The sequence below is a fragment of the Sphingomonas benefaciens genome, assembly GCF_052907485.1.
Genome location: NZ_JBREIC010000001.1, coordinates 173130 through 197444 on the forward strand (window position 1 = coordinate 173130; position 24315 = coordinate 197444).

Annotated in this window: 20 protein-coding genes; 10 read left to right on the forward strand and 10 right to left on the reverse strand. The window is 68.4% G+C overall.

Annotation, left to right across the window (positions count from 1 at the left end; translation table 11 throughout):
- Position 1: 1 nt before the first annotated feature.
- The 3 genes from ACU5AX_RS00800 to ACU5AX_RS00810 form a co-directional block, all read right to left on the reverse strand.
- Positions 2-673, reverse strand: coding sequence for a prolyl hydroxylase family protein (locus ACU5AX_RS00800; protein ID WP_446689269.1), 672 nt, complete (start codon positions 671-673; stop codon positions 2-4).
- A 92-nt stretch (positions 674-765) separates the two neighbouring features.
- A complete protein-coding gene (locus ACU5AX_RS00805) occupies positions 766-1707 on the reverse strand; it encodes an RcnB family protein (protein WP_446689270.1) in 942 nt (313 codons plus the stop codon).
- Positions 1708-1847: 140 nt separating this feature from the next.
- Positions 1848-2393 (reverse strand): (2Fe-2S)-binding protein, encoded by a 546-nt coding sequence (locus ACU5AX_RS00810; protein ID WP_446689271.1) that lies wholly within the window; start codon positions 2391-2393, stop codon positions 1848-1850.
- A 161-nt stretch (positions 2394-2554) separates the two neighbouring features.
- On the opposite strand from ACU5AX_RS00810, the gene ACU5AX_RS00815 reads away from it, so the two are divergent.
- Positions 2555-3865 (forward strand): sugar MFS transporter, encoded by a 1311-nt coding sequence (locus ACU5AX_RS00815; protein WP_446689272.1) that lies wholly within the window; start codon positions 2555-2557, stop codon positions 3863-3865.
- Between the two features lie 21 nt (positions 3866-3886).
- Here ACU5AX_RS00815 and ACU5AX_RS00820 read toward each other — a convergent pair whose 3' ends face one another.
- From ACU5AX_RS00820 to ACU5AX_RS00840, 5 genes are all read right to left on the reverse strand, one after another.
- Complete coding sequence (locus ACU5AX_RS00820) at positions 3887-4996, reverse strand: CaiB/BaiF CoA transferase family protein (RefSeq protein ID WP_446689273.1); 1110 nt, start codon at positions 4994-4996, stop codon at positions 3887-3889.
- Between the two features lie 10 nt (positions 4997-5006).
- Positions 5007-6191: an acyl-CoA dehydrogenase gene (locus ACU5AX_RS00825; protein ID WP_446689274.1), complete on the reverse strand. Its 1185-nt coding sequence runs from the start codon at positions 6189-6191 to the stop codon at positions 5007-5009.
- Positions 6192-6311: 120 nt separating this feature from the next.
- On the reverse strand, positions 6312-8462 hold the full coding sequence (locus ACU5AX_RS00830) for a TonB-dependent receptor (RefSeq protein ID WP_446689275.1): 2151 nt from the start codon (positions 8460-8462) through the stop codon (positions 6312-6314).
- Between the two features lie 100 nt (positions 8463-8562).
- A complete protein-coding gene (locus ACU5AX_RS00835; RefSeq protein ID WP_446689276.1) occupies positions 8563-8868 on the reverse strand; it encodes a hypothetical protein in 306 nt (101 codons plus the stop codon).
- Entirely contained in the window at positions 8865-9122 is a 258-nt protein-coding gene (locus ACU5AX_RS00840; RefSeq protein ID WP_446689277.1) for a hypothetical protein, read from the reverse strand. The genes ACU5AX_RS00835 and ACU5AX_RS00840 overlap by 4 nt, the downstream gene beginning before the upstream one ends.
- A 122-nt stretch (positions 9123-9244) precedes the next feature.
- Between ACU5AX_RS00840 and ACU5AX_RS00845 the strand changes: the two genes are divergently transcribed.
- The gene (locus ACU5AX_RS00845) at positions 9245-9835 is read left to right on the forward strand and encodes a S24 family peptidase (RefSeq protein WP_446689278.1); all 591 of its coding nucleotides are present in this window, start codon (positions 9245-9247) and stop codon (positions 9833-9835) included.
- Between the two features lies 1 nt (position 9836).
- On the opposite strand, the gene ACU5AX_RS00850 is transcribed toward ACU5AX_RS00845, so the two are convergent.
- The gene (locus ACU5AX_RS00850) at positions 9837-10007 is read right to left on the reverse strand and encodes a hypothetical protein (protein WP_198353162.1); all 171 of its coding nucleotides are present in this window, start codon (positions 10005-10007) and stop codon (positions 9837-9839) included.
- A gap of 148 nt (positions 10008-10155) precedes the next feature.
- Between ACU5AX_RS00850 and ACU5AX_RS00855 the strand changes: the two genes are divergently transcribed.
- From ACU5AX_RS00855 to ACU5AX_RS00880, 6 genes are all read left to right on the forward strand, one after another.
- Positions 10156-10386, forward strand: a complete 231-nt coding sequence (locus tag ACU5AX_RS00855; protein ID WP_446689279.1) for a hypothetical protein — start codon at positions 10156-10158, stop codon at positions 10384-10386.
- Between the two features lie 99 nt (positions 10387-10485).
- The gene (locus ACU5AX_RS00860; protein WP_446689280.1) at positions 10486-12462 is read left to right on the forward strand and encodes an autotransporter assembly complex protein TamA; all 1977 of its coding nucleotides are present in this window, start codon (positions 10486-10488) and stop codon (positions 12460-12462) included.
- Complete coding sequence (locus tag ACU5AX_RS00865; protein ID WP_446689281.1) at positions 12459-16574, forward strand: translocation/assembly module TamB domain-containing protein; 4116 nt, start codon at positions 12459-12461, stop codon at positions 16572-16574. Before ACU5AX_RS00860 ends, ACU5AX_RS00865 begins: the two co-directional genes overlap by 4 nt.
- Positions 16575-16653: 79 nt before the next feature.
- Positions 16654-17628, forward strand: coding sequence for a quinone oxidoreductase family protein (locus ACU5AX_RS00870; RefSeq protein WP_446689282.1), 975 nt, complete (start codon positions 16654-16656; stop codon positions 17626-17628).
- Between the two features lie 140 nt (positions 17629-17768).
- The gene (locus ACU5AX_RS00875; RefSeq protein ID WP_446689283.1) at positions 17769-21158 is read left to right on the forward strand and encodes a trifunctional glycoside hydrolase family 18/polysaccharide deacetylase/glycosyltransferase family 2 protein; all 3390 of its coding nucleotides are present in this window, start codon (positions 17769-17771) and stop codon (positions 21156-21158) included.
- 73 nt (positions 21159-21231) lie between these two features.
- The gene (locus ACU5AX_RS00880; protein WP_446689284.1) at positions 21232-22302 is read left to right on the forward strand and encodes an aspartate-semialdehyde dehydrogenase; all 1071 of its coding nucleotides are present in this window, start codon (positions 21232-21234) and stop codon (positions 22300-22302) included.
- Between the two features lie 46 nt (positions 22303-22348).
- Here the strand turns inward: ACU5AX_RS00880 and ACU5AX_RS00885 are convergent, their stop codons facing one another.
- On the reverse strand, positions 22349-22972 hold the full coding sequence (locus tag ACU5AX_RS00885; protein WP_446689285.1) for a YitT family protein: 624 nt from the start codon (positions 22970-22972) through the stop codon (positions 22349-22351).
- Between the two features lie 78 nt (positions 22973-23050).
- On the opposite strand from ACU5AX_RS00885, the gene ACU5AX_RS00890 reads away from it, so the two are divergent.
- Together ACU5AX_RS00890 and ACU5AX_RS00895 are read left to right on the forward strand one after the other, a co-directional pair.
- Positions 23051-23533, forward strand: coding sequence for a GFA family protein (locus ACU5AX_RS00890; RefSeq protein ID WP_232473855.1), 483 nt, complete (start codon positions 23051-23053; stop codon positions 23531-23533).
- Positions 23514-24269, forward strand: coding sequence for an alpha/beta fold hydrolase (locus ACU5AX_RS00895; protein WP_446689286.1), 756 nt, complete (start codon positions 23514-23516; stop codon positions 24267-24269). The genes ACU5AX_RS00890 and ACU5AX_RS00895 overlap by 20 nt, the downstream gene beginning before the upstream one ends.
- The last annotated feature ends 46 nt before the right edge of the window (positions 24270-24315 follow it).

The following is a 24315-nucleotide window of genomic DNA, read 5'->3' on the forward strand; positions in this document are numbered from 1 at the left end:
GTCACTTCATCCACGGCTTTTCGCGAAACCATTTGGTGACGACATATTTCGTTCCACGCACCACCGCCGTCCCCTCGTGGAGCGTCAGCAGATTGGGACTGCCATCAGGATTCATGTTGTTCCAGGCGAGCAGCATGCCGGCACGCGGCGGCACCTGGAAGCCGGCCTGCGGGAACCAGGTCGCGCCACCCTCCTCGACGTCGTTGAGGTAGATCATCGCGGTCCAGGTCCGCTGGCCACCCGACGCCTTCATCGCGCCCCAATAGCTTTCGCCCTCGTGGAAATAATCGTGATGCGCCTTGAACTGCTGGCCGGGCGCGTAACGCTGCCCCTGCATCGTCTCGCCATGGCGCGGATCGATGCCGAGCAGCGCGGCGATCGCTTCGTCGACCGGGCGAATGTCGGGGGAGAAACGATCCATGTCGCAGCTCTCGCTGGTGCGAAAGTCGCTGCCGGCCCTGTCGGATAGCAGGGTCGACGGCCGGCGGCCGGCATCGATGATCCCGATCAGCCGTGCGCAGGTCGCCGGATCGATGAAGTCGAGCTGATAATAGGCCTGGACGTTGGGCACACCGGCACTGGTCATCGCCGGATTGGCTTCGAGGCGGCTTGCGACCGACGCGCCGATCGACTGTCGCAAGGGATTGGCGCCATTGGGCTTGCGGGCGAACATCCCAAGGAGATGCCGCCCGGCCGGGATAATGGCAAGGGGGCAGCGGGGGCGAGCACCGACCCGTGCGACGGGCCGCGCCGCCCCCGCGCCGTTTACCAGAAGATGTCGTAGACGACGTCGACCACCCGGCCGTTGCGCACGTCGACGAGCAAGGCATCGTCATAATAACGGACCCAGCGATAGGGCCCATAGGCCTCCGGTAGGCGATAGGCGAACGGATCGTCGATCCAATAGGACGATCCCCATAGGCCCGACCACAGCGTCGTGCCGACCGTGAAGCGACGATAGCCATAACCCCAGCCCGCCGGCGCATAATAATGCGGCAGGCGATAGGCGGCCCGATTGCCGTCGCGATAGCGGCCCCAATCGTAGCGGCGATCATCGCGCCAGCCGCGGCTCCACGCGCCGCGGTCGTCGCCCCGCCTGTCCCAGCGGCGCTGCTCGCCGTCCCGGCCGTCCCAGCCAGGGCGGTCGTTGCGATCGATGCGGTCGCCGTTCCAACCGGCGCGGCGATCGTCCACGCCCGGCCGGCGATCGTCGAACCCGCGATGGACGGTCACACCGTCACGGCGGTCGTCCCGCTGCCGGTTCCAGTTGCCGCCGCGCCAATCCGGCCGTCCCTCGGCAAGCGGACGGTCGCCGCGCGTGTCGACCTCCAGCCGGTTCGGGGCAGGGCGGTCCGGCGTCAAGCGCTCCGGGCGAACCCGCTCCGGGCCCGGCCGTGCGCCCTCGGGCCGGTCGGGGCGCGCCTCGGGGGGACGGTCGAACCCACGATCGGGACGATCGAAGTTGCGGTCGGGGCGGGCGCCGGGCTGCGCCTGGAACGGCTGGGAGCGTTCGCTGCGGAAATCGGGACGGGCGCCCTGCAAATTGTCTGCCGGACGGGAGCGGTCGCCGCCCCGTCGATCGTATCCGGGTCGATCATAGCCGCGGTGGCCATCGCCCTGCGGCGGTCGCGGCGGGGCGTCCTGTGCCTGAGCCGCCACCGGGATCAGCATCGTGGCGGCGAGCAGCGACTTGATGAAGGTCCTCATCACCTCTTGGTCCTCGTCTGCCGGCGCACAAGCCGGCCCTCATGATGACCTGCAGATAAAGTGCCGTCGATGTTGGCAAGCTGAATTGGTCGGTCAGCGATCCGACAGCTTTCGCCGTCAGGGGGCAACCGATGACACCGTCAACGCTCCGGCTTGGCAACGAAGGCAGGCACCAGCCGCGCGGCATCGGCGGGGTCGATGCCGGGTCGCACGCCGGCGGGGATCGTCTCCTCGCCACGCAGGGCCCGAGCGGCACGTTGGATCGCCTCGATCAGCCGCGGGTAGACGCCGCAGCGGCACAGATTGTCGATCGCCGCGCCGATCGCATCCTCGCTCGGATCGGGGTTCTTCTTGAGCAGCGTCGCCGCCGCCATCAGGATTCCCGGGATGCAGAAGCCGCATTGCGGCAGATTGGCCGCGATGAAGGCGAGCTGGAGCGGATGATTGCGTTCCCGCGACAGTCCCTCGATCGTGGTGACGTAGGTGCCCTCGATCGTGCCGATCGGGGTGCGGCAGGACAGGGCCGCACGGCCGTCGATGTCGACGGTACAGGCGCCGCAATCGCCCGTGCCGCAGCCATATTTAGTCCCGGTCAGGTTGGATGCGTCGCGCAACGCCCAGAGCAGGGGTGTTTCGGGGTCGAGCCGATATTCGACAGGCTGGTTGTTGACCGTGAGGCGCGCCATGGCCGCCGCCATAGGCGAAGCGGGGCAGGGCGATCCAGTCCTAGCGCATTTCGGCGCGGGGTCGGGACAAGCTTGGCCCAGATCAGCGCTTTGAGCGGTTGCCAGCGCCGCCTGGCCGTGCTTGTGCGGTGCCGGAAACGACTACGAGAGGGGCGCCGACCATGGCAATCAACGTCAGCACATCGCCGCAGGAGTCGGCCGCCGCCGGCGACGCGGTCCACGGCTATGATGCGCCGGACCTGCGCGTCTTCGTCTTCGCGCTGTTCTTCATCTTCGGCGGGATCACGTCGCTCAACGACGTCATCATCCCCAAGCTGAAGGAGCTGTTCACGCTCAACTACGCGCAGGCGCTGCTCGTCCAGTCGGCGTTCTTCGCCGCCTATGCGATCTGTTCGATCCCCGCCGCGGCGATCGTGCGGCGCGCCGGCTATATGCGCACTGCCGCGATCGGCCTGCTGACCATGATGGTCGGCTGCCTGCTGTTCGTGCCGGCCTCGTCGTCGGCGACCTTCGGCGTGTTCCTGTTCGCGCTGTTCGTGCTCGCCGCCGGCATCACGGTGGTGCAGGTCGTCGCCAATCCGCTGATCTCGCTGCTCGGCCATCCGCGCACCGCGTCGAGCCGCCTCACCTTCGCGCAGGCGTTCAACTCGCTCGGCACGACCATCTTCCCCTATGTCGGCTCGATCGTCATCCTCGGCGGGTTCGCGACGGTCGATCCGGCGACGTTGTCCGGTGCGGCGCTCGACGCCTATCGCGCCGCGGAAACGCATACCGTCGTTGTCACCTATCTCTGCCTCGCCGCCGCGCTCGCCATCGTCGCCGCCGTCGTCTGGTCGCGCCGCAATCGCCTGCACGAGGAACAGAGCCACAACGGTAGCATCCTCCAGGCCTTCAATCTGCTCGGCCGCCCGCGCTTCGGTATCGGTGCGCTGTGCATCTTCCTGTACGTCGGCGCCGAGGTCGCGATCGGATCGCTGATCGTCAACTATCTGATGCAGCCGTCGACGCTGGCGCTGACCGGCCAGGAAGCCGGCAAGCACGTGCCCTTCTACTGGGGCGGTGCCCTCATCGGCCGGTTCATCGGCGCGGGCATCCTGGCACGGGTCTCGCCGGGCAAGGTGCTGGCCAGCGTCGCCACCGGTGCGATCGCGCTGATCCTCATTTCGGCCAACACCACCGGTGCGGTCTCGGGCTGGTCGCTGCTTGCCATCGGCCTGATGAATTCGATCATGTTCCCAACGATCTTCAGCCTGGCGAGCGAAGGGCTCGGCAAGCGCGCGGCGGAAGGTTCGGGCGTGATCGCCACCGCGATCGTCGGCGGCGCGATCATCCCGCCGCTGACCGGCATGCTCGCCGACCAGAGCGGCTCGCTGCACTTCGCCTTGCTATTGCCGGCGATCTGCTATGCGATAATCCTGTCCTACGGACTCTATGCGCGCCGCCCGGCGCCGGAGGTCGAGCGCGCCGCCTGAACCACCGCGCCGGCGCCGGGATCAGGCGTCGCCCGATCCTTTTCGCGGCGCGGGGCGGCCTAACGCCAGTTCCGCTTCGGAAAAGCGGATCGGGGTGCGCAGGCCGCGGATCGGCGGCTGGTCGATCACCATGCCGCGCGCCGCGATCTGTGGATCGGCCAGGGCCTGCTCGACCGTGTTGATCGGGCCCGCCGGTACGCCGGCCGCCTCCAGCCGGACGAGCAGGTCGCCGCGGGCGAAGCGGCGGGTGGCGGCGGTGACGACCGCCGTCAATGCGTCACGATCGGCGACACGGCCGGCATTGGTCGCCCAGCCGGGGCGGGGTTCGATGCCGGCGACCGTGCAGAAGCGCGCGAACTGCCCGTCATTGCCGACCGCGAGGATGAACCAGCCGTCCGCCGTCTCGAACACCGCATAGGGTGCGATATTGACGTGAGCATTGCCGAGCCGAGGCGGATTGATCCCGCTGGCGAAGTAATTGGCGGCCTGGTTGGCGAGCACCCCGACCATCGTGTCGAACAGCGCCATGTCGATGTGCTGGCCGCGCCCGGTGCGTGTCCGCATCGCCAGCGCCGCCTGGATCGCGATTACCGCGTATAGGCCGGTGGTGATGTCGGCCATGGCGACGCCGATCTTCTGCGGGGCGCCGTCCGGCTCGCCGGTCAGGCTCATCATTCCGCTCATGCCCTGGACGATATAGTCGTAGCCGGCGCGATGGGCGTAGGGTCCGTCCTGGCCGAAACCGGTGATCGAGCAATAGACGAGCCGCGGATTGATCGCCGAAAGGCTGGCATAGTCGAGCCCGTATCGGGCGAGGCCGCCGACCTTGAAGTTCTCGATCAGCACGTCGGCTTCGGCGGCGAGCGCCCGGACCTGCGCTTGCCCCGCCGCGGTGGTGAAGTCGATGACGTGGCTGGTCTTGCCGCGGTTGCAGGCATGGAAATAGGCGGCATCGCGGCTGCCGTCGGGATGGTCGACGAAGGGCGGCCCCCAGGTCCGGGTATCGTCGCCCGCCGGGCTCTCGACCTTTGTGACCTCGGCGCCGAGGTCGGCGAGCACCTGACCCGCCCAGGGGCCCGCGAGAATGCGCGCAAGCTCGAGGACCTTGAGGCCGGCGAGGGCGGTGGTCACGCCGCCCCGCTCAAAACGCCGCGATTCCCGTGATCGCGCGGCCGAGGATCAGCGCGTGGACGTCGTGCGCGCCCTCGTAGGTGTTGACCGTCTCGAGGTTCATGACGTGGCGCATCACCTGATATTCGCCGGAAATGCCGTTGCCGCCGTGCATGTCGCGCGCCGTGCGGGCGATGTCGAGCGCCTTGCCGACATTGTTGCGCTTGACGATGCTGACCATCTCCGGCGCGAAGCGGCCCTCGTCCATCAGCCGCCCGACGCGCAAGCTGGCCTGCAGGCCGAGCGCGATCTCCGTCTCCATGTCGGCAAGCTTCTTCTGGTACAGCTGCCGCCCGGCGAGTGGCGTGCCGAACTGCTTGCGGTCGAGGCCATACTGCCGCGCGGCGTGAAAGCAGAATTCGGCGGCGCCGAGCGCGCCCCAGCTGATCCCGTAGCGGGCACGGTTGAGGCAGCCGAACGGGCCCTTCAGCCCCTCGACATGCGGCAGCAACGCGTCCTCGCCGACCGCGACCTCGTCCATCATCACCATGCCGGTGATCGACGCGCGCAAGCTGAGCTTGCCCTCGATCTTCGGCGCCGACAGGCCGGCCATATTCTTTTCGAGGATGAAGCCGCGAATCGCCCCGCCATGCGCATCGGACTTGGCCCAGATCACGAAGACGTCGGCGATCGGGCTGTTCGAGATCCAGGTCTTGGCGCCCGAGATCACGTAGCCGCCATCGACCTGGCGCGCGCGCGTGGTCATGCCGCCGGGGTCGGAACCGGCATCGGGCTCGGTCAGGCCGAAACAGCCGATCCATTCGCCGCTGGCGAGCTTGGGCAGATATTTGCGCTTCTGCGCATCGGACCCATAGGCATGGATCGGATACATCACCAGGCTCGACTGGACGCTCATCATTGAGCGGTAGCCGGAGTCGACGCGTTCCACCTCGCGCGCGACCAGGCCATAGGCGACGTAGCTCGCCCCGACGCCGCCGAACTCTTCGGGTATGGTCGGGCCGAGCAGGCCGAGCTCGCCCATCTCGCGGAAGATCGCGGGATCGGTATGTTCGTGCTGGAAGGCATCGACGATCCGTGGGGCGAGCCGGTCCTGCGCATAGGCGCGTGCCGTATCGCGGATCATCCGCTCGTCTTCGGTCAGCTGCTCGTCGAGCAGGAACGGATCCGCCCAGTCGAACTTGCCCATACCGGCCATGTGTCACTCTCCTTTGGAGGGTGCGGTACGGGGGAAGGGGCGGGGAGGCAAGCCGTGCCCCTCCCGTTCGCGGGAGGGGCAGGCGGCGTTGGCGCGTTCCGCCGGAATTTCGACCCCGGCTTACAGGCCGAAGCGCAGGGTCGCGCGCAGGTCGCGTCCGGCCAGGGGGGCGAAATCCTTGAGGAAGCTGGAATGACGGCGGGCGACGACATCGAAGACGTTGTTCGCTGACAGCAGCAGGCTGGTCCGGCTCTGGCTGCCCCAGGGCTTCAGCGACAACGACGCATTGACCATCGTATAATCGCTGGTCCGCGTCTCGAACGCCGCCAGCCGGTTCTGCGCGAAGGCATGTTCCACCTCCACCCGGCCGCTCAACCGGTCACCCTGCGCCTCGACGCCGCCGAGCACGCGGGCCGGCGGGATACGCGGCGCCGGCCCTAGGTCGACGATCGTCGCGCGGACGTAGTCGCCGAGCAGATCGGCGTTGATCGCATAGTCGCCGAGTTGCGCCAGCTTCACCGACCCGTCCGCCTCGAACCCCCAATAGCGGGCGTCGCGCTGCTGATATTGGAAGCAGGGCAGGTCGACATCCCGCCCCGACGGCGCGGCGGCGGCGGCGCACACCGCCTGGTCCACCTGATTCTCGGAGATATAGTTGGTGAACCAGTTGTAATAGGCCGAGGCATCGAAACTGAACCCGGTGCCATGGGCGTGCAACGTCGCCTCCAGCCCCCAGGATTTTTCGAGCCGGAAGTCGGGGCTGCCGAGTTCATAGGCCTGGGTGCCGGCGTGGGCGCCGTTCGCGAACAACTCCTCCGCCGACGGCGCGCGCTCGGTGCGGGAGCCGTTGATGCCGACACGGATCGCATCGCTCAGCGCATAGGAGGCACCGAGCGAACCCGACACGGCCTCGAAATGACGCTTGCCCGCAAAGAAGCGCAGATCGTCGGCCGGGGTGCGCGCCGCGAGATCGCTGATCTCGTAGCGCAAGCCGCCCTCCGCCCGGAACGGCCCGCTGGCATATTGCTGCAGGGTGAAAAGGCCGGTTTGATTGGTCTCGTTCTTCGGCAGGAACGCCTCATCGCCCTTCACATCGAACTGGCGGTTGAAATATTGTACGCCGCTCGCGCCCTGCCAGCCGCCGCGATTGGCCTGGACGAGCTCCAGCCGACCCTCGAGACCGTTGTTGTAGAAGGCGGTGCCGACGCTGCCGTCCTCCTCCAGCTCGAAATGGCGATACGTCGCCTGGCCGGCGCGGATGCGGATACGGTCGAGGAAGCCGCCGCCGGTCTGCACTTCGCCGCGCAGGTCGACGCGGTTTTGCACGACGGACAGACGCGGAGCCTCCTGCTCCTGGCCAACCTGCGTCGCGAAACGGATCGGCACGCCATAAAGGCTGTCGTAATGGCTGTAGCTGATGCCGAGACTGCCGGTGTCGGTGATGATCGTCGCACCGGCCCCGGCGGTCCAGGTCTCGGCGGCGCTATTGGGCAGCCGGTTGCGCAGCGCGGCGGAGGCGGCGAAATCGATCGGCTCTTCGGCACCCGGCTGCGGCAGGCCGACCTGGCTGAGCGCCGCGGCGCGCGCCTCGGGCGACAGCAGATAGCCGTGGCCGGTGCGCAGGTCGTCGGACTTCAAATAGGAGCCGTCGGCGTGGAGGACGAGATGGTCGCCGACGGCGACGTCACCCGCCATGCCGCCTGACCGCTCGTTCGCCGCAGAGCCGTAATTGGCGATGCCGTTCAGCCGATAGCCGTCTTTCGGCACGGTGCGCGGGATGCGCGTGTCGATGACGTTGACGACGCCGCCGACGGCGGACGATCCGAACAAGAGCGCCGACGGGCCACGCAGCACCTCGACGCGTTCCGCGAGCAGCGGGTCGATGATCACCGCATGATCGACCGAGGTGTTGGACACGTCGATCGAGCCGATGCCGTCGGTGAGTACGCGGATACGGTCGCCCTGGAAACCGCGCAGGATCGGCCGTGAGGCGCTCGGACCGAAGGAGGTGGCCGAGACGCCGGGCTGACGGGCAAGCGTTTCGCCGATCGTCGGGCGCAGTTCGCGGGTCAGTTCCTCGCCGGACAGGACGGTGGTACCCTGCAGCACGTCGCGCTCGCTCTGATCAATCGGCGCGGACACGATGATGTCGCGGCTGCGATCCTGCTGTGCGGTGCTGCCGGCAATGGTGTCGGTGGCGACCTGGGCGCAGGCCGGAACGGCGGTCAGGGCAAGGCCGGCGGTGCCGGCCAACAGGGCAAGACGTGCCATTGATACTCCAAGCATACGAATTTGGTGCGATGCAGCGCTGTCTAGCGGTGATGTTACATTATATCAAAGACAAATTTCATCAGTCTGGCGGTTTCGCCGATCAGCGTGCGGCGATCAGGAGAATCGCAAGCGTTATCGACCCGGGTGTAGCCGATTCCACGGCGAGATCAGCGACCAGCGCGCCATGGACGTCAAGCTCGGCCTCCGGCAAACAGGCGAGCCAAGGTTGCACGTCACCGTCCGTGGCGCAGCGGAGCATCACCCTGCTACCGTCGAAGGTCGCGCTGGCCCAAGTCTCTTCGCTGATCACCACCGGCTCGATCTGGATCCCGGCGAGGGCGGCGTCACGGCGCAGGGCGCGGATCAACCGCCGGGTTTGGCCGTGAAGGTTCGTGTCGATGCTCATGAGATCACCCCCCGAATGGCGGTTACGTCGCTGACGAGGCAGGGGCGGCCGGTCCTGACGGCATTCTCGCTGCGAGGCGTGGCCAGATCGCGCGCGATGAAATCGCGGATGCGTCGCTCCATCGCCGGCCGCGGCTGACGGCCGCGCCTCAGATCGTGAACCAAGCGGGGATCATTGACCGCCAATCGGCCGAACAGCGTCGCCGGCATCCGCGTCCGCGCGAGATATAGGTTGATGTCATACAGCACCGTCATTGCTCCCTCCCGAGTCCCGAGTCCGTCGGTATGTTCATGAGGTGTTCCGCCAAATCCTACTTGTCTAGGAAAAAATCCTAGGGTACCGAAGGACGGTGGACGGACATGATCCGAGAGCGCGATTGCGCGACCTCGCGCTGGAGCGGGGGGCAAGCCTTGCCGCCTTGTCGGCGATGATCGGGCGCAATCCCGCGTATCTTCAGCAATTCGTCACACGCGGGTCGCCCCGCGCGCTGCTGCCGGACGATCGGCGGCGGCTGGCCGATTTCTTCGGTGTCGACGAGACGGAACTGGGGGCGGAGCGGAGCCGCCCGGCCTTTGTCCTGCCGCGGCTCGACGTATCGGCATCGGCCGGTCCCGGCGCATGGGTCGACGGCGAGATCATGCTGGGTGCGGAAGCGCTTGACCCGGCGCTGGCGACGCGCCTGCGGCTGAAGGCCGGGCAAGCGGCGATCGTGCGGGTGCGCGGCGAGTCGATGGAGCCGACGCTGATCGACGGCGACCTGATCGTGGTCGATCAGGCGCAGCGCCGGCCCGATGCGCAGGCCGCGCTATTCGTCTTGCGCTTCGACGATGCGGTGATGGTCAAGCGCGTGCGCTGGACGCGGGACGGGCTGGCGGTGACCAGCGACAATCCCGCTGCCGCTCCCGTCCCCGCCGGCACACCGACGATGATCGGCAAGGTGGTGTGGCTGATGCGCGCCCCGCGCTGATTCAGCCGCGGCGGTCGCGCAGCCAGACGGCGATCGCGCCAGCGCTGCCGATCGCCAATCCAGCAAGGAAGCCGATCGTTACCTGGCCTTCGAACAGGCCGATCACCGCGCCCAGGATCGAGCAGGCTGCGACGAGGACACCGCCGGCGGCGGAAGCGGGGGGATTGGCCATGGCACGGCCCTGCCACGTCCCGGCCTGGGACGCCAGTGCCCCACTTCGGGACGGTCGGGGCAGTGACGGAAAGTACCGTTTACCTTCGTCCGCCGCGGTTTAAGGCTCCGCGACGCCATCTGGCACGGCGCATGTATAATAAGAAACGATGATGCCATTCCGCGACACCGCCGCTCCCTTGTATCTCGCCGACGCCGATCAGGTGATCGAGGCGACCGACCTGATCGCCGCCTTCGGCGAACATGCCATGCTGGAAGCGGCGGTGCGTGCCGGCGCGATGCGCGACATCGGCAACCACGTCCGCTTCTGCCGTTGGCGGCAGACGGAGCGGCTGATCGCCGTGATGGTCAGCGACGAGGCCGTCGGCACCGTTCACTGAGCGGTTGCGTCCAGGTCCGGCGACCGCTGGCCGCGGGCGTGCGGCGGCCGGTGCGGCGGGGGCTGTCCCCGACGGGGGCGGCGCGCTAAGACCAGGATCATGGTGGCGCGCGTTGGGTTGGTCGGGCTGAGCGCGACTGCCGTCCTTTTTCTTGGCGACCCGGCGGCGGCGCAGCTGGCGACCCCTGCCCGCGAGCGTACGAACGGCAGCGCCGCGCCCGCCGACACGGTGACGCTCGACCCCAATGCGCCGCTCGCACCGATGCCCGATATCGGCGTCGCCTGGCCCGATCTCGGTACCGCACCGGCAGCCTCCGCCAAGGTCGACGCGCACGCCGTGACCGACGCGGCGGCGGAGGCACGCTACGCATGGCGTATCGACGGGATCGATGCGGTCGCGACGCCGCTGCTGCGTCGGCGCTTTGCCGAACTGTCGACGCTCGACGCCAATGACGGCCAGCCGGCCAATGCCGCGCAGCTCGACCGGCGCGCACGCGAGGACGCCGATTTGCTCGTCACGCTGTTGCGCGGGGAAGGCTATTATGACGCGCGCGTGACAACGCGGGTCGAGCCGGGCGCCAAGCCGCTGGTCGTGCTCGCCGCCGACCCCGGCGCGCTCTATCGGTTGAAGACGGTGACGGTGGACGGCCTGGCCGCCGCCGGAACGCAGGCGCCGGCGTTGCGCGACGCGCTCGGCGTGCGCCCCGACGACGCCGCCAATGCCGACACGATCACCGCCGGCGAAGCGAAACTGAAGGCGCAGATCGCACAACGCGGCTTCCCCTTCGCCAAGGTCGGCGAGCCGGTGCTGACTGTCGATCATGCGACGCAAACCGCAACGCTCGACCTGGCGGTGCAGCCGGGCGGCGCCAAGCGGTTCGGCCAAATCGTCGCGCTCCCCGGCAACCGCGTGTTCGACGCCGATCACGTCGCCGAAATCGCGCGCTTCTCGCCCGGCGATCCCTATAATGCCGCATCGGTCGACGACCTGCGGCGTGCGCTGATCCAGACCGGGCTGATCTCGTCGGTCGAGGTCAAGCCGGTGCCGGCCGCCGATCCCGACACGGTGGATATCGGCGTCAAGCTGGAGCCGGCGCCGCCGCACACGATCGCCGGCGAACTCGGCTATGGCACCGGCGAGGGCGCGCGGGCCGAGCTCAGCTGGACGCATCGCAACTTATTTCCGCCGGAGGGCGGGCTGACCCTGCGCAGCGTGCTCGGCACCCAGGAACAGCTCGGCAGCGTAACCTTCCGTCGCAATAATTTTCAGGGCCGCGACCGCGTGCTCACCGCGCAGATCGCCGCCGCCCATACCGTTCGCGACGCCTATGACGCGAAGACCTTCTCGCTTTCCGCCAATCTGGAGCGGCAGACGAATATCTTCTTCCAGAAGGCCTGGACCTGGTCGTTGGGCGGCGAATTGCTGACCTCCGACGAACGCGACGTGATCGAGACCACGGGCCAGCCGCGCCGCCGCACCTTCTTCATCGGTGCGCTGCCGACCAGCCTCAACTATGACGGCTCGGACGATCTGCTCAATCCGACCCGCGGTTTCCGCCTAGGCGGCCGGATCAGTCCGGAACTGTCGCTGCAGGGTACCGCATTCGGCTATACCCGCATCCAGCTCGACGGCAGCACCTACCGCACCGTCGCGGACGGGGTCGTCCTTGCCGGTCGCGTCCGGCTCGGCTCGATCCTCGGTGCTCCGCGTGACCAGATCGCGCCGTCGCGGCGCTTCTACGCGGGCGGCGGCGCGTCGGTGCGCGGCTATGGCTATCAGGCGATCGGCCCGCGCGACGTCAACAACGATCCGATCGGCGGGCGCAGCCTGGCCGAATTCTCGATCGAGACGCGGGTCAAGGTGAAGGGCAACTTCGGGCTCGTGCCGTTCCTCGACGGCGGCAACATCTACACGGGCGCGCTGCCGACGCTCGGACGTTTCCAATACGGCGCGGGCGTCGGGGTCCGCTATTACTCGAATTTCGGCCCGATCCGGCTCGACGTCGGCACGCCGCTCAACCCGCAGGCGGGGGATAGCCGCATCGCCGTCTACGTCTCGCTGGGGCAGGCGTTTTGAAGCGGGTTTGGCGCTGGCTGGCGGGTGGCCTGATCGCACTACTGCTGGTCTTCGGCCTCGCGCTGGCGGTGGTCGATACCGACGTCGGCCATCGCTGGGTGGCGCAACGGATCGGCGCGATCCGCACCGCCAACGGCCTGCGCTTCGCGATCGGGCGGATCGACGGCTCGCTCTACGGCGTAGCCCGGTTGCGCGATGTGCGCGTCTACGACCTCGACGGGCTGCTGCTGCAGGCGCCGGCGGTGCAGCTGGACTGGCGACCGTGGCGCTGGGCGCGCAACACACTCGACATCCGGACGATGGCGGTGCCGCAGGCGGTGTTGCTGCACGCGCCGCATACCCGGCCAAGCGGCCGGTCGGGCCCGCTGCTGCCCGATTTCGACATCCGCATCGGCCGCCTCGCGATCAATCGGCTGGTGCTGGCGCGGCCGGTGCTGGGCAACGTCCGCGTCGCGTCGTTGGTCGCGCGGGCCGACGTGCGGCGAGGACGCGCGATGCTGGTCGCCGACGGCGCGGTCGCGGGCAGCGATCGGCTGGCGCTGCGGCTCGACGCGGAGCCCGACCGCGACCGCTTCGACCTGATGGTCAAGGCGGAGGGACGGACCGGCGGGGTGCTGGCGCGCGCGATCGGTCGCGGGCGGCCCGTGGCGATGGTGATCGACGGCCGGGGCAGCTGGAGCCGCTGGCATGGCCGTGCCCTCGCGCGTGCCAACGGTGTCCCGATCGCCGATCTCGCGCTCACCGCACAAAGCGGCCGCTACCGCCTCAACGGCATGGCGGCGCCCGCGCCGCTGCTCACCGGCAAGGCGCAGCGGCTGACCCAGCCGCGTATCGCCCTCGACGGCGCCGCGACCTTCGTCGATCGTCGCCTGTCGGGCACAGTGGCGATGCGCAGCGCGGCGCTGAGCGCGCAGGCGGAAGGCACCGTCGATTTCGCCGCCAACCGCTGGCACGCGGTGCGCATCCGGGCACGGCTGCTGCGGCCGGCGGCGCTGTTCCCCAACATGTCCGGTCGCGACATCGTCGCGCGGGCGATCCTTGATGGACCATTCGCGCAGCCGCGCCTCGATTTCCGGGTCGCCGGGGCGCATGTGCAGTTCGACAACACCGGCTTCGATTCCGCCCTGCTCACCGGCAGTGGCCGGCTCGGGGACGCGCCCTCGCGGCTGACCGCGCGCTTCGCGGCGCGTCAGGTGACCGGCGTCGGTGCCGTCGCCGGCGGCATCCTGCGCAACCTGTCGGTCGACGGGCCGCTGCTGCTGATTCCCGGTCTATTGCGCGGTGAAGCGTTGCGGCTGCGGTCCGACCGGCTGCAGGGCCGGATGATGCTCGCGCTCGACCTGCGCACCGGACGCTACGAGGTCGGCCTTGCCGGAGCACTGGGCCGCTATCTGATCCCGGGGCTCGGTATCGTCGACGTCCGTTCGACCCTGCGCGTCGTGCCGGGGCCGAACGGTCACGGCACGCGCGTCGTCGGGCGCGGTGATGCGACGATGCTCCGCTTCGACAATGCCTTCCTCCGTTCGCTCGCCGGCGGTCTGCCGCGGCTCGCCACCGGGCTGGAGCGGACGCCGGACGGGATCCTCCACTTCACCGATTTGCGTCTCGTCGCGCCGGCGCTGCAGCTGCGCGGCAACGGCTATCGCCGCCGCGACGGCAGCTTCCATATCGAGGCGGCGGGGCGGCAGGCGAAATACGGGCCGCTGACGATGATTCTCGACGGCCGGATCGAGCGGCCGACCATCGACCTCGTCCTTGCCAGCCCCGCGCCAGCATTGGGCCTGGCGAATGTGCGCGCCCATCTCGACCCAAATCCGGGCGGCTATGCCGTCACTGCCAACGGCGGATCACGCCTCGGCGCCCTTACCGCGACCGGGGCGATCCTGCTGCCGTCCGGCGGCCAGGCAGCGGTCGACATCGCCCGGCTGACGATCGGCGCGACGACCGCGCGCGGTCGGCTGGCGATCGTCCCGGCCGGCTTCGACGGGCAGCTGGCGGTACAAGGCGGTGGGATCGACGGGACGGTGACGCTCCGCCCGCTCGATACGGTGCAGCAGGTGGCGCTGGCCCTCAGCGCCGGCGATGCCCGCATCGCCGGCACGACGCTGCGGCGTGGCCGGCTGGAGGCGACGATCGCTCTCGACCCCGCCGGCGCCACGATCGACGCAACCGCAACGGGCGCGGGCGTGCGCCGCGGCCGGCTGGTGCTGGCGCGCTTCGCCGGCAACCTGCGCTTGCGCGGCGGGACCGGTACGGCGCGGGTGGCTTTGTCAGGGTCGCGCGGCCGCGGTTTCGACATCCGGGCCGAGGCGGAAATCGCCCCGGAACGGATCAGCGCCGCCGCGCAGGGCATGGTCGACCGGCGTCCGCTGAAACTGCTCTCCCCGGCCGTGTTCCACCGCGATGGCGATGGCTGGCGGCTCGCGCCCGCCCGGCTCAGCTTCGCCGGCGGGACGGCCGAGATCGGCGGCCGGTACGGCGGCGATGCGCTGCAGGTCGATGCGACGTTGGCCGCGATGCCGCTCGCCATCCTCGATATCGGCTATCCGGGGCTTGGACTGAGCGGCGTCGCGTCCGGGCGTTTCAGTTTCGCCGATACCGCCGACGCCATGCCGACCGGGCGGGCCGAATTGACCGTCCGCGGGCTAAGCCGCGCCGGGCTGGTGCTGCAATCCCGCCCGCTCGACGTCGGCATCGCCGCCGTGCTGACCGCCGACCGGCTCGGCATCCGGGCAGTGATGGCCGCCGACGGGCGTACCGTCGGGCGCGCGCAGGCGCTGTTGAAGCCGCTCGGCGGTGGTGACCTGCCGACCCGACTGGCGCAGGCGCCACTGGTCGCGCAATTGCGCTACCAGGGACCGGCGGACACCCTGTGGCGCTTGACCGGCGTCGAGCTGTTCGACCTGTCGGGGCCGGTGGCGATCGGGGCCGATGTCGGCGGCCGCCTGTCCGCGCCCGCCATTCGCGGCATCGTCCGGGCGGATGGCGCGCGCATCGAAAGCGCGACCACCGGCACCGTGCTGACCGGCGTGACGGCGAGCGGCCAGTTCGCCGGATCGCGATTGCGCATCGACCGGTTCGCCGCCGACGCGGGCAAGGGCGGTCGCGTCACCGGCACCGGCAGCTTCGATTTCGCCGCCGCGCATGGCGTCGGTCTCGATCTGTCCCTGCAGGCCGATCATGCGGTGATGATCAACCGCGACGACATCGGGGCGACCGTCACGGGGCCGCTGACCTTCGTGTCCGACGGCGGGGGCGGGCGGATTGCCGGCAACGTCGTGCTCAATCGCAGCCGCTACCGCCTCGGCCAGGCGAGCGCCGCCGCGGCCCTGCCCAAGCTCAACCTGCGCGAGATCAACCTGCCCGGCGGTGGCAGCGAGGACGAGATGCCGGCAACCCCCTGGTCTCTCGCCATCAAGGCACACGCGCCCGGCAACTTGCTGGTCAGCGGCCTCGGCCTGTCGAGTGAATGGTCGGCCGACCTCAATCTCGGCGGCCAGCCCAACAATCCCGCGATCAGCGGCCAAGCAACGCTGATCCGCGGCGACTATGAATTCGCCGGGCGCGAGTTCGAACTGCAGCGTGGCGTCATTCGCTTCGGCGGTGATGTGCCGGCCAACCCCGCGCTCGACATTGCCGCCGATGCCAATACCACCGGGCTGAACGCGACGATCCGCGTCACCGGCACCGCGTTGAAGCCGGAGATCGGCTTCACCAGTACGCCGGCCCTGCCACAGGACGAGCTGTTGTCGCGCCTGTTGTTCGGCACCTCGATCACCAACCTGTCCGCGCCCGAGGCGTTGCAGCTCGCCGCCGCGGTGGCGGCCTTGCAGAACGGCGGCAACGGCCTGAACCCGATCAACGCGGTGCGCCGTGCGGCGGGCCTTGATCGCTTGCGCATCCTGCCGGCCGACCGGCAGACGGGGCAGGGAACCTCGATCGCGGCGGGCAAATACGTCACCCGGCGCCTGTATGCGGAGATCGTCACCGACGGGCAGGGCTATTCCGCCACCCAGGTCGAATTCCAGGTGACACGCTGGCTGTCGCTGCTGTCGAGCATCTCGACACTCGGCCGGCAAAGCGCCAACGTCCGCGTGTCCAAGGACTATTGATCGCCCACGTTGCCGGGAGGCATCGGCGCAACCGCCCTCGACCGACGGGCGTTTGCGCCGCGGCGTAAAGGAGACGGACATGGAACGGGTCGCACGCATTGAACGGACCGGCGGGCCTGAGGTGATCGAATGGGTCGACGTCGACCTGCCGCCGCCCGCCGCGGGCGAAGTGGGGATGCGCAACCGGGCGGTCGGGCTCAACTATATCGACACCTACCATCGCGCCGGCGTCTATCCGATCGATCTGCCCTCAGGCCTCGGCAGCGAGGCGGCAGGCGTCGTCGAGGCGGTGGGGGAGGGCGTGCACGGCTTTTCCGTCGGCGACCGTGTCGGTACCTTCGGGCCGCTGCGGGGCGCCTATGCGACCGCGCGCAATGTTCCGGCGGCGCAGCTCATCCACCTGCCCGACGAAGTCGACGACCGTACCGCGGCGGCGCTCCTGTTGAAGGGCTGCACGACGGAATGCCTCGTCGAGCGCTGTGCCGAAGTTCGGCCGGGGCAGACCGTGCTCGTCTGGGCGGCGGCCGGCGGCGTCGGCCAGCTGCTGACCGGCTGGCTGAAGGCGATCGGCGCGCACGTCATCGGGACGGTCGGAACGGCGGAGAAGGCCGATCACGCGCGGGCTGCCGGCGCGGACCACGTCATCCGCTATCGCGACGAGGATGTCGCGGCCAAGGTCCGCGAACTCACCGATGGCGAGGGGGTGCCGGTGGTTTTCGACGGGGTCGGTATGGCCAGCTGGCAGGCTTCGCTCGATTCGGCGGCGCGGCGCGGACTGATCGTCAGCTACGGCAATGCCGGCGGTCCGGTGACGGGCGTGGCGCTCGGCACGCTGTCGGCCAAGGGATCGCTGTTCGTCACCCGACCGACGCTGTTCGATTATTACGCCGATCCGGCGGAACGCCGCCACGGTGTCGACCGGGTCTTCGCCATGCTCAGGAAGGGGGCGATCAAACCACAGATCGGCCAGACCTTTCCACTGAAACAGGCGGCGGAGGCGCATCGCGCACTGGAAACGGGAGAGACACGCGGCAGTACAGTGCTGCTGCCCTAATGCATCACCGCGCGGTCGACTGAATATCGGCCCGCCCGTCGCGAGACATCGCTGATCGGGATCGCAGTGACATTTTTGTCATGGCGGTGACTTGATCCTGCAACCGCGCTGCGGGCATGGGTACGCTCGGAGTTCTATCGATGTCGCAACGGCCCATTTTCTACGACGCCAGCGGACGGCGCAAACGCCGGTTCACCTTCGCGGTGGCGGCGTTCGTCCTGTTGCTGCTGCTTGCCCTTTCGGTGTTCGCGGTGTCGATCGGCGCCGTGCCGGCGGCGCCGTTGCTCCCCGTCCAGGCCGAGCATCCGACCTTGCGCAAGCTGCCGCCGCCGCATGGCCTGATCGGACGTACCGAACGCAGCCTCAATTATTACGCGCGCAAGCTGTTCGGCACCGCCGGCGCCAAGCCGACCGGCGGCATCAACAATCCGTCGCTGGCGATCGGCTTCTACACGCCCTGGGATTCGTCGAGCGCATCGAGCCTGTCGCGGCATATCGACCAGCTCGACTGGGTGATCCCCGGCTGGATTTCGGTGACTGGGGCCAACCACCAGATCACCGTCTTCCGCGATGTGGCGGGACGCGAGATCATCAATCGCGCGACGCGGCGACCGATCGTCACGCCGATGATCCAGAACGTGCTCAACGGACAATGGGACAGCCAGGGCATCGCCGCGCTGCTCGCCGATCCCAAGGCGCGGACCGCGTTCCTCGACAAGCTGACGCCCTGGCTGGCGCAGAACAACGCCAATGGCGCCTTCTTCGATTTCGAGGAACTGCCACCCAGCGCTCATGCCAATTACCGCGCGTTCCTGGCGGAGGCGCAGCGCCGTTTCGCGCCGCGCGGCTGGACGGTGTCGATCGCCGCCCAGCTTGGCAATCCAGACTGGGATCTGCCGGCCTATGCGAAGGTGACCGACAAGGTCTTCCTGATGGCCTATGACGAGCACGAGAGCAGCGGCCCCGCCGGCCCGATCGCCTCGCAGCATTGGTTCGCCCAGGTCGTCGCCGAGGCCGCGCGGGGCATCCCGCCGTCGAAGCTCGTCGTCGCCTTCGGCTCCTACGCCTATGATTGGCACGACGGCACCGGCGATCCGGCGACGGTCGAGGAAGCGTGGCAGGACGCCGCCGACAGTTCGGCGATGCCGACCTATGACCGGACCAGCGGCAACACCGGCTTCGCCTATATGGAGGGCAGCAGCCGGCATGTGGTGTGGATGCTCGACGCGGCCTCGGCCTACAACCAGATCGGGCTGCTGCACCGCGCCGGCATCCGCAGCGTCGCACTGTGGCGGCTGGGGTCGGAGGATCCCGGACTCTGGTCGATTTTCGGCCGCGATCATCGCCAGTTGCCGCCGCCGTCCGCGATAAACGCCATTCCCGCCGGCACCAATACCGACATCGAGGGTGCGGGCGAAATCCTGAAGATCTCGGCGGAGCCCGTCGCCGGCTCGCGGCGCGCGACGGCGGGCCCGGACGGGCTGCTCGCCGATGTCGTCTTCGATCGGCTCCCGTCGCCCTATGTCGTCGAGCGTATCGGCTATCGTCCCGGTCTGCTGGCGCTGACGTTCGATGACGGTCCCGACCCCAAATGGACGCCGCAGATCCTCGACGTGCTGAAACGCGAACATGCGCCCGGCACCTTCTTCATCGTCGGCGAGAATGCGCTGACGCAGCGGCCGCTGTTGCAGAGGATGGTGGCCGAGGGGCATGAGATCGGCAGCCACACCTATACCCACCCCAATCTCGCCACCGTCGGTCCGGCGCAGGTGCGGTTCGAACTCAATGCCACGCAGCGGCTGTTCCAGGCATTTACCGGCCGCTCGCTGCGTCTGTTCCGCGCGCCCTACTTCGGCGATGCCGAGCCGAGCACCGCGGACGAGATCCAGCCGGCGCTGATGGCGCAGAACCGCGGCTACATCTCGGTCGGCCTGCACGTCGACCCCGACGATTGGAAGCGGCCCGGCGTGCAGGCGATCATCGACCGGACGATCGACAAGATCGTCAACGGTCCCAAGACGTGTGACGACCAGTCCGAGGCCAATTGCAGCCGCAACATCATCCTGCTCCACGATGCGGGCGGCAATCGCCAGGAGACCGTCGAGGCGCTGCCGGTGATCATCGAGCGGCTGCGTGCGCTCGGCTATCATTTCGTGCCGGTGTCGACGCTCGCCGGGCTCAGCCGCAACGCCTCGATGCCGCCAATCTCGGCCAGCGACCAGCTCGCGGCGCGTGCCGATCTTGCGCTGTTCTCGCTGCTGGGCGGCATCGTTATCGCGATGCGCTGGCTGTTCGGCATCGCTATCACGGTCGGCATCCTGCGCGCCGTGGCGCTGTCGGCGCTCGCCCTGATCCAGGCGCGGCGCGAGGGACGGACCGTCTTCCCGCCGATCGACCCCGGCCGCTTCGTGACGGTGATGATCCCCGCCTACAACGAGGAACGCGTGATCGAGCGGGCGGTGCGCGGCGTGCTGGCGTCCACCGAGGTCGAGATCGAGGTGATCGTCATCGACGACGGGTCCAAGGACGCGACCAGTGCGATCGTGGCCCGCGCCTTCGCCGACGATCCCCGCGTTCGGCTGCTGACCCTGGAGAATGGCGGCAAGGCGCGCGCGCTCAATCGCGGGCTGGAGCTGGCGCGGGGGGAGATCGTCATCGCGCTCGACGCCGATACGCAGTTCGAGCCGCCGACGATCGCCCGCCTGGCCCGCTGGTTCGCCGACCCGACGCTCGGCGCCGTGGCCGGCAATGCCAAGGTCGGCAACCGCGTCAATCTGGTCACCAAATGGCAGGCGCTGGAATACATCACCGCGCAGAACCTCGAACGGCGCGCCCTCGCGCGGCTGGATGCGATCACCGTCGTTCCGGGCGCGGTCGGCGCGTGGCGGCTGGCGGCGATCCGCAGCGTCGGCGGCTATCCCGACGACACGCTGGCCGAGGATCAGGATCTGACCATCGCGATCCAGCGTGCCGGCTGGAAGGTCCGCTACGACCAATATGCCATCGCCTGGACCGAGGCGCCGGAGACGTTCCGCGCGCTGGCCAAACAGCGTTTCCGCTGGGCGTTCGGCACGCTGCAATGCCTGTGGAAACACAGTGGCGCGATCGGCCGGTCGACGCCGCGTGGTCTTGGCTGGATCGGTCTGCCGCAGGCGATCGTCTTCCAGATCCTGCTCGCCGCCATCTCGCCGATCATCGATCTGGCGCTGCTGGTCAGCTTCGTCGTCACCTATCTCGACGTGCAGGCGCATGGCTGGGCGCAGACCAGCCACGACATCTATACCATGCTCGCTTTCTGGATCGTGTTCACGACGATCGACCTGCTGGCGGCGACGATCGCCTTCGCCCTGGAACGGCGGGAACAGTGGCGGCTGTTGTGGCTGCTGATCCCGCAGCGGGTTGGCTATCGCCAGGTCATGTATTACGTCGTGCTCAAGGCGATCGCCCAGGCGCTGCGGGGGCCGATGGTCGGCTGGGGCAAGTTGCAACGCACGGGGCGCGTCCAGACGGCGGATAGGCCAGCTTCCTGACGCATCAAATGGAAAGTGGTTGTGCGGTTGCGCGCAATGACGCTACGGGCGCGCTCTGCTTACGGAGAAGGTCATGGGGTATCGGGTCGTCGTCGCGGGTGCGACGGGCAATGTCGGTCGCGAGATGGTCAACATTCTCGCCGAGCGGGAGTTTCCGGCAGACGAGATCGCGGTGCTCGCCTCGTCGCGCAGCCAGGGCGATGTGATCGACTATGGCGAGACCGGCAAGAAGCTGACCGTCAAGAACATCGAGCATTTCGATCCCACCGGCTGGGACATCGCGCTGTTCGCGATCGGCAGCGAGGCGACGCGCGTCTATGCGCCCAAGTTCGCCGCCGCCGGTTGCACGGTGATCGACAATTCGTCGCTGTACCGCATGGATCCGGACGTGCCGCTGATCGTGCCGGAAGTGAATGCCGCCGCGATCGACGGCTATCGCGCCAAGAACATCATCGCCAATCCCAATTGCTCGACCGCCCAGATGGTCGTCGCGCTGAAGCCGCTGCACGATGCGGCGACGATCAAGCGCGTCGTCGTCGCGACCTATCAGTCGGTGTCGGGCGCCGGCAAGGTCGGCATGGACGAACTGTTCGAGCAGAGCCGCAACATCTTCGTCGGCGATCCGGCCGAGCCGAAGAAGTTCACCAAGCAGATCGCCTTCAACGTCATCCCGCACATCGACAGCTTCCTCGACGATGGTTCGACCAAAGAGGAATGGAAGATGGTGGTCGAGACCAAGAAGATCCTCGATCCCAAGATCAAGGTGACCGCGACCTGCGTGCGCGTGCCGGTGTTCGTCGGCCATTCGGAGGCGATCAATATCGAATTCGTCGACGAGATCAGCGCCGAACAGGCCAAGACGATCCTGCGCGAGGCGCCGGGGATCATGCTGATCGACAAGCATGAGGACGGCGGCTACGTCACCCCGATCGAGAGCGCGGGCGACGACGCCACCTTCGTCAGTCGCGTGCGCGAAGACTCGACCGTCGAGAACGGCCTGTCGCTCTGGTGCGTCAGCGACAATCTGCGCAAGGGTGCGGCGCTGAACGCGGTCCAGATCGCCGAACTGCTCGGCCGGCGCCACTTGAAGAAGGACGATACCGCCCTGGTCGACGCGCTGACCGACGAGGCCGACGACGCCTGATCACCGGCGGTAGGGGAACGAGCGTCGGGCGCCAGCGCCCGGCGGCTCAATGTCCGATGTACAGGCCCGGCCGGTGCCACGTTACCAGCACCAGGCTCATCGCCGCCGCGCTGAGCGCCGACCAGCCAAGATGCGCCGCGCTGACCACGGGGATCGCGGCGGCGAGGATCACCACGTCGAACGCCGCTTGCGTCCGCCCGGCATTCCAGCCGCGACTCCGCTGCAGCCACAGCGTGACCACGCCGGTACCGCCGACACCGGCGCTATGCCGCGCCAGCGCCAGAATGCCCATGCCGATGACGGTGCCACCGAACACCGCGGCGAAGGCCGGATGGATGTCGACGACATGGAAGGAGGCGCGGGCGAGCATCGATAGTCCCGCGATACCGAGGTTGACGAGCAGCGATTTGATCGCAAAGCGGCTGCCCATCACCCGCTGCGCGAAGGCGAAGAAGGGGATGTTGATCAGCGTGAACAGCACGCCGACCGGCATCGGCACTAGATAGGACAGCAGCAGCGCGATCCCCGCCGTGCCGCCCGTCGTCAGTTCGGCCGATTTGAGCAGCACCAGGCCAAGGACGATCAGGATGCAGCCGATGACCAGGGCATAGGCGTCCTCAAGCAGGCTGTGCTGGCGACCGGTAAAGGCGGTTTGCGAAGGCGCTGGCATCGACTCTCGACAGATTGGGGGTGGCGCTCTCCTGTCCTGTCGCTCTGCTGGCGTGGGGCTGCTATACCCGAGCCTGTCATGGTTGGGAATGAACCTTTCGGAGAGGATGACGACGCCGCGACGATCATGGCCGGTGGCTGCCAATGCGGACGCATCCGCTATGCCCTGATCGTACGGGACGACGAGGCCTATCTTTGCCATTGCCGGATGTGCCAGCGCGCGACCGGCGGCGTCGCCGCTGCGCTGAAGGCGGTGGCGGCGGGCGATCTGCGCTGGGCGGGTGCGGAGCCGGACCGCTATCGTTCGTCGCCGTTCGCCCGGCGCGGTTTCTGCGCGGCCTGTGGTACGCCGCTGACCTACGAACCCGATGACGGCGAAGGCCTCGACGTGACCGTCGGCAGCCTCGACGATCCGTCGCGGTTCCGGCCGGTCGCCCATGCGGGCGTGGAAAGCTGGCACACGGCATGGCTGGACACGCGCGACCTGCCGACGCAACGCACGGATCAGAACAGCCGCATCACCAACAAATGGATCGACAGCCTTGGACGTATCCCCGACTGACCGTTTCGCCAGCTTTGACGGCACGCACATCGCCTGGCGGGAGGTCGGCGAAGGTCGCCCCGTGGTGCTGATCCACGGCTATTTTTCGACCGCGGAGGTGAATTGGATCAAATACGGCCATGCCGCCCGCATCGCAGAGCGGGGCTTTCGCGTGATCATGCCTGATCTTCGCGGTCACGGGGCCAGCGACAAGCCGCATGAGCCGGCGGCCTATCCCGCCGACGCGCTGATGCGCGACGGCTTCGCGCTGGTCGCGCATCTCGGCCTGAGTGACTACGATCTGGGTGGCTATTCGCTCGGCGGACGGACGGTGATGCGGATGCTCGCCAATGGCGCGACGCCGCGGCGGGCGGTGATCGCCGGCATGGGGCTCGACGGGATCGTGCGGACCGCCGGCCGCGGGGGCTATTTCCGCAACGTGCTGACCAGCCTCGGCAGTTTCGCACGCGGGACGCCCGAATGGATGACGGAGGCCTTTCTGAAGACCACGGGGGGCGACCCGGTTGCGCTGCTCAACGTGCTCGAAACCTTCGTCGACACGCCGATCGACGCGGTGGAACGCATCACCGTTCCGATCGCGGTGGTCACCGGCGTCGATGACGACGACAACGGCTCCGGCGCGGCGCTGGCCGATGCCCTGCCACGGGCCGTCTACCGCGAGATCCCCGGCAACCACATGAGCGCGGTGACCAAGCCGGAACTGGGGCAGGCGATCGCCGACTTCCTGGCGGCTTGACCGCAGCGGCGGTCCGCGGCCATTCTCCCTCGCAACAATCGAACCG